13 protein-coding genes and 2 tRNA genes are annotated in these 10925 nt (G+C 35.5%); 6 read left to right on the top strand and 9 right to left on the bottom strand.

Annotated features, from left to right (window positions below; translation table 11 throughout):
• Positions 1–438, top strand: a 438-nt coding sequence (locus NZ853_04590) for an ABC transporter substrate-binding protein (protein ID MCS7204953.1), incomplete at its 5' end; no start/stop codon positions are given.
• Here the strand turns inward: NZ853_04590 and folB are convergent.
• From folB to aroC, 4 genes are read right to left on the bottom strand one after another with little or no spacing between them, the layout of a single operon-like run.
• Positions 419–787 (bottom strand): dihydroneopterin aldolase, encoded by a 369-nt coding sequence (gene folB / locus NZ853_04595; protein MCS7204954.1) that lies wholly within the window; start codon positions 785–787, stop codon positions 419–421. The genes NZ853_04590 and folB overlap by 20 nt on opposite strands.
• Positions 787–1548 (bottom strand): SDR family oxidoreductase, encoded by a 762-nt coding sequence (locus tag NZ853_04600; GenBank protein MCS7204955.1) that lies wholly within the window; start codon positions 1546–1548, stop codon positions 787–789. Before NZ853_04600 ends, folB begins: the two co-directional genes overlap by 1 nt.
• Positions 1523–2785: a PDZ domain-containing protein gene (locus tag NZ853_04605; GenBank protein ID MCS7204956.1), complete on the bottom strand. Its 1263-nt coding sequence runs from the start codon at positions 2783–2785 to the stop codon at positions 1523–1525. Before NZ853_04605 ends, NZ853_04600 begins: the two co-directional genes overlap by 26 nt.
• Positions 2766–3956, bottom strand: coding sequence for a chorismate synthase (gene aroC / locus NZ853_04610; protein MCS7204957.1), 1191 nt, complete (start codon positions 3954–3956; stop codon positions 2766–2768). The genes NZ853_04605 and aroC overlap by 20 nt, the downstream gene beginning before the upstream one ends.
• A gap of 130 nt (positions 3957–4086) precedes the next feature.
• Here aroC and rplU point away from each other — a divergent pair, with 130 nt between their 5' ends.
• The 5 genes from rplU to proB are packed head-to-tail and all read left to right on the top strand — an operon-like array spanning position 4087 to position 7188.
• A complete protein-coding gene (gene rplU / locus NZ853_04615) occupies positions 4087–4398 on the top strand; it encodes a 50S ribosomal protein L21 (GenBank protein ID MCS7204958.1) in 312 nt (103 codons plus the stop codon).
• 5 nt (positions 4399–4403) lie between these two features.
• Positions 4404–4724, top strand: coding sequence for a ribosomal-processing cysteine protease Prp (locus NZ853_04620; GenBank protein MCS7204959.1), 321 nt, complete (start codon positions 4404–4406; stop codon positions 4722–4724).
• A 3-nt stretch (positions 4725–4727) separates the two neighbouring features.
• Complete coding sequence (rpmA, locus tag NZ853_04625) at positions 4728–4985, top strand: 50S ribosomal protein L27 (protein ID MCS7204960.1); 258 nt, start codon at positions 4728–4730, stop codon at positions 4983–4985.
• A gap of 5 nt (positions 4986–4990) precedes the next feature.
• On the top strand, positions 4991–6073 hold the full coding sequence (gene obgE, locus NZ853_04630; protein MCS7204961.1) for a GTPase ObgE: 1083 nt from the start codon (positions 4991–4993) through the stop codon (positions 6071–6073).
• Positions 6073–7188 (top strand): glutamate 5-kinase, encoded by a 1116-nt coding sequence (gene proB / locus NZ853_04635; GenBank protein ID MCS7204962.1) that lies wholly within the window; start codon positions 6073–6075, stop codon positions 7186–7188. The genes obgE and proB overlap by 1 nt, the downstream gene beginning before the upstream one ends.
• A gap of 2 nt (positions 7189–7190) precedes the next feature.
• Here proB and NZ853_04640 read toward each other — a convergent pair.
• The 5 genes from NZ853_04640 to NZ853_04660 form a co-directional block, all read right to left on the bottom strand.
• Positions 7191–7275 (bottom strand) — tRNA-Leu (locus NZ853_04640).
• A 4-nt stretch (positions 7276–7279) separates the two neighbouring features.
• Positions 7280–7351: transfer RNA gene (locus tag NZ853_04645), tRNA-Cys, on the bottom strand.
• A gap of 61 nt (positions 7352–7412) precedes the next feature.
• Complete coding sequence (locus NZ853_04650) at positions 7413–8462, bottom strand: L-threonylcarbamoyladenylate synthase (protein MCS7204963.1); 1050 nt, start codon at positions 8460–8462, stop codon at positions 7413–7415.
• Complete coding sequence (locus tag NZ853_04655) at positions 8459–9781, bottom strand: insulinase family protein (protein MCS7204964.1); 1323 nt, start codon at positions 9779–9781, stop codon at positions 8459–8461. Before NZ853_04655 ends, NZ853_04650 begins: the two co-directional genes overlap by 4 nt.
• A gap of 52 nt (positions 9782–9833) precedes the next feature.
• Positions 9834–10841, bottom strand: a complete 1008-nt coding sequence (locus NZ853_04660; GenBank protein MCS7204965.1) for an alpha/beta fold hydrolase — start codon at positions 10839–10841, stop codon at positions 9834–9836.
• Positions 10842–10925: the final 84 nt, after the last annotated feature.

Genomic DNA, 10925 nt, shown 5'->3' on the forward strand with positions numbered 1-10925 from the left:
GTAGGACCATATGATGATGAGAAGTTAGGATTTTACAAAGTAGCAAAGTATTACTACTACCCAGGTTGGTGGGAACCGAGTGCGAATTTGAGTTATCTCATCAATCTCGATGCATGGAAAGAGCTTCCAGAAATCTATCAATCAGTGATCCAAGTAGCAACTACTATAGCAAATCAAGACATGCAAGCAAAGTTTGATTATCTAAACCCTACTTCTTTAAAAAGAATTTTAGAAAAAGGGGTAGTTTTAAGAAAATTTTCCGATGAAATCCTAAACGAAGCCTATAAGATCACAAAAGAAATTATGGAAGAAACAGCAAAAGAAAATCCAAGCTACAAAAAAGTATATGAATCATGGAAAAAATTTCAAACCCTTACGAAAGACTGGTTAAAATTGGCTGAACTTACCTTTGAGAGTTTTAATTATCAAAAGAGCTGATTCTTTTTTTGGTGATTTCAATTCCAGTCCTCTTCGCATTAACAATGGCTTTAGGTTTAAAGACTTGAATCTTAATGCTTTTTAACAAATGGAATTTCTGGAGTAAATGTTCTCCCAAATCATGAGCTAATTTTTCTAGGAGCTTTGGGCTATGATTTTCACAGAAAGCGAGGATTTCTCGATAGAGTTCTTTATAATTGATTGTGTCAAAGATAGAATCCGAAACAAATGCTTGAGAAAACTCAACCTCGCATTCGATATTAAAAACGACTTCTTGGAACTGGGTTCGCTCTTCTTCTTTTACACCCACTTTCATGATGACACTGAGTTCTTCGATTAAAATTTTCATTATAGGTTTTCTCCACCATCAACAGGAATATTTATACCCGTTAAAAAATCATTTTCGATGATAAATCGAACGGCATGGGTGATATAATCAGGACTACCCGGAAGTCTTAGAGGGATCTTTTTGATGGATTTTTCATAGTAATCAACGGGGTTCCAGCTTTCATTTATGATCCCTTCTTTATTGATTTGGGCAGGGGGTAAAATAGCACCAGGAGAAATCCCATTCACTCTAACATTAGGAGCTAATTCTTTTGCCAACATATAAGTAAGCTTTTCTAAACAATACTTACTTAATCGATACAAGAAATGATCTGTTCGATGGAATCTCAAGCTTGCATCCAAAAAGTTAATAACAATCCCCTGATGCTCTTTCTTAAAAAAAACTTTTTTGATAATATAGCTTGGGGTGAAAAAATTCACATCAAAAATTTTTCTGTAGTTATCATAATCGAAGTTTTCCCAATTATCGAAATCAGGAAAAATCGATGCACTATTGATGACGATGTGAATCTCTTCTTTTTCAATGGTTTCGAAAAAACGCTTTCGATCATCTTCTTTTGAGAAATCTGACTGGATCAAATATGAATTGGGATTATAAGCTTGAATAGAAGACAATACTTCTTGAGCTTCTTTTTCAGAAGTTCGATAATGAATTATCCATTTTGGCTCAAACTTAGCCAAATCCAAAATGATGCTTTTAGCAATCCGTTTTGCACCACCTGTGACTAAGATTGTTTTATTTTTTAGTTCTTCTAGTTTCATTTTGCTTTATGAGCTCTAAGATTTTTCTATGATATGGATCATCAAGAGTAGGTGAATCTGAGGGGGGATAGATGGGAATAAAGTCTTCTATTTCAATCCAATTTTTTTCGTTAGTAGTGGGAATTTCTACATACCCAATCGTGAAGTTAAAAGCACCATAATTTTCTGTCGGTGATAAAGGGATTTGTTTTCCAATATAGACTGGTATTTCTCTTTTCGGACCTAGGATTGTTGCTTTTGGTGAGTTTTGAATCATCTTTGCTAATCCATATGAAAAAGGAGAACTTTTCGTTTGTAGTAAAACAATGATTTTTCCTGTATGAAAGATATCTTCTTTTGTTGTGAAGACTTCTGGATTTTTTTCTTTGGTGTAGATTTTCATGATTTCTTTTTTAGGAAGAAAGATATCTGAAATCAGAAAAATTTCATGTATATCTCCAGTGGATAAATACCTTAAATCCAAAACTATAATGTCAGGTGTGGGGCTATCGAAGAGAATTCGTTTTAATTCCTCACTTGTACCACGAGTTCCAAAGCGGATTTGCAAATACAGAATATCGGTTTTATCCGGCAATTTCCAAAAGGTTTTTCTTATAGGGATTACTTTTAAGTCAGTTCGTATGAGTTGATATGAAATGCCTTGAATGGTTAATTGAAGTGGGGTTTTAGGTTTGCCTCGAATTCTTGCTACGACATCTTCGATTAGAAAATTATCTACGTCCTCACCGTTGATTTGTTGTAAATACTGATTGGGACGTATTTCTGCTAAATAGGCGGGAGAACCTTCCATCACATCCAAAATAAAAAATTTTCCAATAGATTCTTCATAAAGTATAATGCCAACACCAGATAGATTTTCCGTTTCTTTCAAACGTTCTATAGTTGAAGGTGTGATGTATAGATTTCTTCCTTTTTTGGTTTTGAGTAATTCATACACAAAATTTTTATAAAATGTTTCTGATTGGTTTGCGTCTTTTTGAAAGTTTTTTCGTAGTAATTCGAGGGCATAATCCCGGGCATTGAGGTTTGTGACGTTTTGGTTATTGGGGTCTATTTTTTTTACAGCTCTAAAATAATCTTCGTTAATGATTGTATCGGAAAAAAAATAGTGATTTCGAAATTCTTTTTCTAAAGTTTGAAGAAATGCTTCAGGTTCCAAAAGGGACGTTGTTTTTTCTTTACAATAGACAAAAAAAACGAAAAAAAACAAGCTCAAACTAATTACGACTCTTTGCATGTTTTAACCACCATTTGGGATAGATTGCACGCTGACGAAAATACATATCAATCAATACTAAATTAATCACAGACTCAACAATTGGCACTGCACGAGGTAGGACACATGGATCATGCCTTCCACCAACAAGCAGGTTTACAGGTTCACCGCTTTCGGAAACAGTCTTTTGGATTTTATGGATGGAAGCTGTGGGTTTGAACGCTAAGCGCATAAGAATAGGCATCCCATTAGAAATCCCTCCTTGGATTCCTCCTGAGTGGTTTGTGCGTGTTTGTAAAAGGGGAATGTTTTCGAATCCTTCGATATTTTTGATATCTCGATTTTTTTCTATCAGGTCATGTTCGGGTAAATGTTCTTTTCCAGGAACAAAAAAGGAGTCATTATGTTGACTTCCTCGTAATTTTGTGCCAGAAAAGCCACTTCCACTCTCGAAACCTTTGCAAGCAGGGATACTCAAACAAGCTTTTGCAAACTCAGCATCTAATTTATCAAAAACAGGTTCACCTAATCCAGGAGGAACATTTCGCACAATCACTCCAATGGTCCCTCCTAAGGAGTCACCTTCTTTTCGAACCTCTTCTATGAGTTTTATCATTTTTTCTGAAGCTTCTTGATCAGGACAACGAACGGGTGAGGCATCTACTTCATCTTGGGTTTTTGGTGGATTTTCCATCACTCGGGATTCAATTTCCCCAATGGAATTTACCCAGGCAATGGTTTCAATCTCAAGTTCTGATTTTAGAATCTGAGCGGCAATACTTCCTGCAATCACTCGTGCCACAGTCTCTCTTACAGAAGCTCTTCCCCCACCCAATGGAGTTCGATAGGCATATTTCGCATGATATGTATAATCAGCATGGGATGGTCGATAAATATCGGCCCATTTTAAGTAGTCTTCAGATTTTATATCAATGTTTCTCACAATGATGGCTAGGGGTGTGCCCAAGGTCTTGCCTTTGTAAATCCCACTGAGGATTTCGAATTCTTCGGTTTCTTTTCGCTGGGTGGTAAGGCGACTTTGTCCCGGTCTTCTTCGTTGGAGTTGATGTCTGACTTTTTCGAAATCAATTTCTATCCCTGCAGGACATCCATCAATTACCACTCCAATTGCCGGACCATGAGATTCTCCGAAAGTAGTTACTCGAAATAGTTGATTTGTTGTAGAAGACATCTACTTCCATAAGTAGAAAAGATTTTTTTGTGTCAATAATTAGAGAAGTTTTACGGAATTCGAAAAAAACAAAATCACTTGCCATGAAACAAAAACGAAAAATTTTGACTTGCGAAGTGGAGTAAATTCTATGTTTGCGGTGATTGAACTCAAGGGCAAGCAGCACATTATCCAAAAAGATCAAGTCTTTGTGAGTGAACTAACGGGTAAAAGTGAAGGAGAAGAATTCGAGATTGATTCGGTTTTATTAGTCAACAAAGACAATGAAGTAAAAATCGGCACCCCTTATGTGGAAGGAGCAAAAGTAAAGTTAAAAGTAATCAAAAATTTCCGTGGACCAAAAATCCGAGGCTTTGTTTACAAAAGAAAAACGGGTTATGCAAAAAGATGGGGACATAGACAAAATTTACAAAAGCTTCAAGTGATTGATATTCTTGTTTAATTGGTTTGATTGAAGTTCTTATTTCTTTCGATACGGCTGAAAGAATCAAAGAAATACAAATTACAGGTCATGCTCCTATAGAAGAAAGTTATAGTTTGGAATGTGCAGTCGTTTCTACGATTGTAGAGATACTTTCTTTAGAACTCAAGGAATTTGGAAATGACTTCAACGAAATAAAAGAAAAGGGCTTATGGAGGGTGGCTTTCCCTGAGAATTCAGAACTTCAATCGAACTTAAAAAGAATTTTGTTTGCTAAACTACTTTTGTTAAAAAAATTAAGTCAAAGTCATTCAGATACTGTAAATCTAAAAATCAAAGAGGAGTGAACAATGGCACACAAAAAAGGAGCAGGTTCCACGAAAAATGGACGTGATAGTATATCCAAAAGGCTTGGGGTTAAAAAGTTTGGTGGTGAATTTGTGAGAGCTGGCAATATTATTGTGAGACAAAGAGGAAGCACTTTTCATCCCGGAAGAAACGTTGGTATGGGAAAGGATTATACTTTATATGCCTTGGTTGATGGTATAGTGAAGTTTGAGCATATCAATCGCCATAAACAAAAAGTGTCTGTTTATCCTGTGCAATAATCCTTGTGAGCTTTGTTGATGAAATCCAAATCATCGTAGAAGGTGGAAAAGGTGGTGCTGGGTGTGTAAGTTTCCATCGGGAGAAGTTCCAGCCCAAAGGCGGTCCAGATGGTGGTGATGGTGGGAAAGGAGGTGATGTTTACATCATCGCTGATGAGACCTTGAATAATCTTAATTCATTCTTAAGCCAACAGTATTTCCGAGCAGAAAACGGTCAACCCGGCAAAGGTCAGAAAAAACACGGAAGTGATGGTAAGGACCTCATTATCCGAGTTCCCGTAGGAACGGTTTTAATCGATGAAGAAACAAATCAAATCATTGGTGAGCTTGATGTACCCGGAAAAAAAATCTTAGTTGCTAAAGGAGGAAAAGGAGGTCTCGGGAACGTTCATTTTGCCTCAAGCACTAATCAAACTCCCCTATATGCTCAACCCGGGCTTCCCGGTGAGGTCAAAAAAATCAAACTCAATCTGAAGTTAATTGCTGATGTGGGTTTGGTGGGATTTCCGAATGCAGGAAAATCCACCTTGCTTAAAGCTTTAACTTCTCAAAATCCAAAGATTGCTGATTACCCTTTTACAACGTTAAATCCAAATCTGGGAGTCCTAATCAAAAAACACGATTTCGAAGAACGAAGACTTCTAATTGCAGATATACCTGGAATCATCGAAGGAGCAAGTAAAGGCATTGGACTTGGAATTTCTTTTTTGAAGCATATCGAACGAGTTCATCTTATTGTTTATATTCTTGATGTAAATTCATTAAAGCTGGCTAATGAATACAAAACCCTGCGTTGGGAGCTCGAGCAATATTCAAAAGAACTCCTCAAAAAACAAAGCCTTTTGGTTTTCAACAAGATTGATTTGGTGGACTATGACATGGAGTTATTAAAAAGTATTTATGAAGACTTTCTACAACTAGTAAAGCTCTTCGATGAAGAAATAACAAAGATTCCCGTTTTTTTTCTTTCTGCGAAGGATGCTATTGATAATGGGAATTTATTAAAAGATTTTGTTGATAGTTTGTTTTCTTTTTTTCCTCACGTTTCTTTTGCAGAAATTTTATCAAAAAAAAGGGTGATAGTATAATGAACCGAAGTGCATTTCTATCAGAATGGGATCAAATCAAAAGGATTGTGATCAAGATTGGCTCCAACTTGATTGTGGATCCAAACACTGAGCAAATTCAATTCGACTTATTAAATCATCTGATTGATGAAATTTTGTTTTTACGAAACCAACAGAAAGAAGTAATCCTTGTAAGTAGCGGTGCCATTGCTTTGGGGAAAAAGAAAATTAAAACTTTAATCCAAAATGATTCTTATCAAAATCCATCTGTCATAAAAAAGCAAGCCTTAGCATCCATTGGACAGATCGAATTGATGAAATTTTATCAGAACTTATTTGATGAGAAAAAAATTTTGATTTCGCAGATATTAATCACCGCAAAAGATTTTCGGGATCGGGAAACCTATCTTAACATTGGACATACCTTACAAGAGATCTTAAAATTAAATGTCCTTCCCGTAATCAATGAAAACGATACTGTATCAACAGATGAAATCAAATTTGGTGATAATGATTTTTTGTCTGCGGCGGTTGCGGCTTTATTGAACTCTCAGCTTTTGATTTTACTGACCTCTGTAGAAGGTTTTTTAATCAATAACCAAAGGGTTTCGTTTTTGGACAAAATTGATTCTGAAATCATCAAGCATGCAAAAGGACCACAAGGTTTTGGTAGTGGTGGGATGTATTCAAAAATCAAGGTTGGTAAGTTATGCCAACAAGCGGGACTACATCTGGCTATTCTTCCAGGTAAAGAAAAACATGTTTTGAGAAGATTCTATCAAGGAGATGATATTGGGACCTTGATATATTCTACAAAAAGATTTTTAAGAGCTCGAAAAAAATGGCTTTTGTTTTCTCGTTCCAAAGGGGCTATCATTGTCGATGAAGGAGCTGAGAAGGCTTTACGCTATAAGAATTCGTCCCTTCTGTGGGCTGGCATCAAAAACATCGAAGGAAGCTTTACTTATGGCGATGTTGTAGAAATCAAAAATCAAAAGCAAGAAATTTTAGGACGAGGCATCATTAACATACCTTCACGCATCTTAAGAAATAGATTGAATCATGAACAATATCCTTTAAAAGAGTTCTTTCCCTTTGAGGTGATTCATCGTGATGATTTAATTTTAGAAGATTAAGTTGCCCGGGGCGGGACTTGAACCCGCACGGGCTTTTGGCCCCCAGGATTTTAAGTCCTGTATGTCTACCTGTTCCATCACCCGGGCGTTGAGGCGTCGGTGGGATTCGAACCCACGATCGGGCTTTTGCAGAGCCCTGCCTTAGCCCCTTGGCCACGACGCCATGATTTTTCTCAAAAATCTATCATCAAGTAGAATCCGAATATGAAAATTTAACTTTCATGTCAAGTCATTTTATTGATCCTCCAGCTTGAGGCTTTTCTTAACCGATCATTGATGGCAAAACCAAGACCTCGATTTTCCACATTAAAGGCAACAATACCATCAAAGTTTTTTTCTAAATCATGTAGTGTTCGATATAGATTTTTCGCTATCTCAAATAAGTTTTCGTTGTGTGAAAGATGAAAGACACTATCATGATGTGGAAAATTTCCATATACAATAAAAGCCATTTTTTGTTTTTCTTGTAAAAAATTTCGTAGGGTTTCTTTTTCTGGGAGAACCTTATTTTTAGTAATGATTTCATCTAATAATTGTGAATAATCTATGATTGAAACTTTACGAAAATCATCGAGAAATTCTTTAGATAGTAAGATCAAAGGAATTTTGGGAAGGTAATGTTTTTCTAAAAGTCCTGGAGAGTGTAAGGTTTCACCTCCTTTTTTTTGATTTGAAACAATAACTTCATAACCGAGTGATTCAAAATCCTCTTTTGTAAAGATGCCTGGACGAAGAATTTCAATTGTGCTTTCATCACGAAATAAAACCACGGTCGATTCTATTCCCACATGACAAATCCCTCCATCCACTACATCTACTTTTTCTTGAAAGTAATCCCTGACCATTTCGGCACTGATTGGACTAAGTTTCGTAAAGGGATTGGCAGAAGGAGCGGCAATGGGCTTTTCAACAGAACGAAGGATTTCTAAAGCAATGGGATGATCAGGAATACGAAATCCACAATAGGGTGAACCTCCCGTAACTATCTCGGGGATCGTCGTTTTTTTTGGGAAAAGAATCGTCAAAGGACCTGGCCAAAATTTAAATAAAGGTTCATGGTAGTCTTTTAAAAAGACATATTCATCGAGCTGGTTCGGAGAACTAATATGACAGATTAAAGGGTTGTTTAAGGGTCTTTTTTTTAGTTCAAAGATTTTTCTTACCGCATTTTCGTTCGTTGCCAGTGCGGCAAGACCATAAACCGTTTCTGTAGGGATTGCTACAACTTCGCCTTGTTTTAGTTTTTCTACAGCTTCTTCAATAGAAATGATCATTTCTTAGGAAGTAGTTTCGCTATAAGAGGTTTTTCTGAAAAGGTTTTTTGGGCTATCTCTAAAACATCTTCTTTTGTGATGGCTTCTATTTCTTCTATCAAAGTTTCTACAGGGTTTCGATAATCATCTTGTAACATACTTTGTAGTAAATAACCGCTTAGTCCTTTGATAGTTTCAATCGAGGACCAAATCTGAGTTTTGATAGTATTTTTTGCGATCATGAAAAGATCATCACTAATATACTCATTCATAAGGGATTGGAGTATTAACTGGACCTCCTCTTTTAGTTTTTCGATTTGTTTGGGATCAATACCTGCAAAGATTTCCAAAATAGAAAAGGACTGATTTCGCAAAATGCTCGAGTAAATTTCATAGCAAGATAAACCCAATTCTTCTCGAACTCGGACATACAAAAGCGAAGAATCCATACCACCCAAAATATAATTCATAAAATTCTGCTTGATTCTGTCCTTGTGTTTATACGGAAGAGCAGGAAAAAGCATAAGAAAATACCCTTCTTGAATTCCTTTTTTCTGTAAGAGGAGTTCTTGTGGTCGATATTGTGCTTTTGGATAGGAAGGTTTTTTGGAGGTTGGCAAATCTTTAAATAATAATTCTACTTCTTTTAGAAATGACTCAACATCAATATCCCCAACAATAGTAATAAAAGTATTCACCTTTCCGTAGTATTTTGTTTTGAATTGTATCAAATCTTCTCGTTGAACTTCTTTTATATTTTTTTCTGTCCCTAAAATGGGATGATACTCGGAAAGAAAGTGCTTCATGGATTCTTCGAAAAGATATTGGGTAGGGTCGTCTTCTGCTTCTCGGTATTCACTTAAAATAGGCTGAATTTCTTTTTGGAGTTCATTTGCAGGAATCAAAGGATTCACATACATATCTGAAATAATGGGAAAGCCTTTGTGAAAGTTTTCTTTCAAAATTGAAAGAAAATAATTTGTATGATCATAATCAGTATATGCATTCAAATGTGCACCTAATTTGTTGTAGGAGTGGATAAACTCAATGCTATTAGGATAATGTTTGGTTCCTTTAAATAGCATGTGTTCTAATATATGGCTATAACCCCATTCATTTGGTTTTTCAACTTGTGAGCCTGTTCTATTGACAATTTGCAAATAAACGAGACTTCCGCTTTTAGGGATAAAACCAATATGAATATCGTTTACTTTGAAGTGAATGGGTTCAAAGGATTTGAGCTCAGTAGATTTTTGAAAATGAAAGATCTCTTTTTTTAATTTTGTTTTGAATTTTCCTTTCTTTAGGGATTGGGATTGGGAAGGGGATTTTTTTTTCATGATATCCAAACTATCTTAAGTTAATTATTAGACATTCTCTTTTCGTTAACAATCAAAAGAAATACGTCAATACCCGATTTCGATAAATGTCGAAAAACAAATCCATGTAATATGTATGAAATTGAAAGTCCATGATAAAGCCATTGTGTCCACCTTTATCCGTAATGTACAAATGAATATTGGGAATATCTTTAAAGAACTGAAAGTCTTCAACGGGAATGATAGGATCGTCTTTGGATGTGAGGATGTAAATAGGAATACTTAAATTTTCGTAGGAAAAGTTTGTTAATGTATATTTCGCAAAATATTCTTCTACGGATTTGTATTTGGTGTATTTTAAGATACCTTTTTCTGTGAGTTCCATCAAAGAATCAATTTTGAGAAGTGGCTGAAAATGGTAAAGGTAAGGGAAGTAGTATTCTTTAAGTTTTAAAGATTGTTTCCATTTACTAAGAAAATAGGATTTATAGATTTTATCTTCATCAATCACCATAGTGGATTTTTTTGGATCTATAGCAGGGGATACAGCAAACACAAATTCTAGGCGACCATTTTCTTGTCTTTTTTGTTTTTTTCTTTGGCTATAAAGTAGAGCAAATCGAATAGCGAAATTCCCTCCCAAAGAAAAACCAATAATAAACGTTGGTAGGGAGTAGCGATTCATGATTTGCATGATGGCATCATAGACTTCTTCAATCAGAGTTCCCATGAAAAGCCCTTCATTTAAGTGATGGGTGTTTCCATGATCGCGGAAATTAAGCCGAAAGACATGGAATCCATTCGTGATAAGAAAGTTCCCCATTCTCAAAATATAAGAAGAATCACTACTTCCTTCCCAGCCATGTAGTAGTATCACAATCCCTTTTACTCTTTGTTTTGTGGTCGACGGAGTGAAGTATCCCAAAAGTCTGGTATTATCTTTCGTTATAATTAGTTCGATTTTGGAAAGTTGACTTAAAAACTTTGCTTGATTTCCAAACTTTAAAGAAGAAAGACTGGTTTGCAAGAAATTGTTCTGCAACATCTTGGGGATTTTATAGTAGATTTCGTGAGTCACCATGATAATCAATCGTAAAATAAAAGATTAAATGTCAATTATAAAAATTTTAAAGTTTTGCAATTTTTAAAAAATAAAATTCATATA

This window comes from Leptospiraceae bacterium, assembly GCA_025059995.1.
Classification (GTDB): domain Bacteria; phylum Spirochaetota; class Leptospiria; order Leptospirales; family Leptonemataceae; genus SKYB61.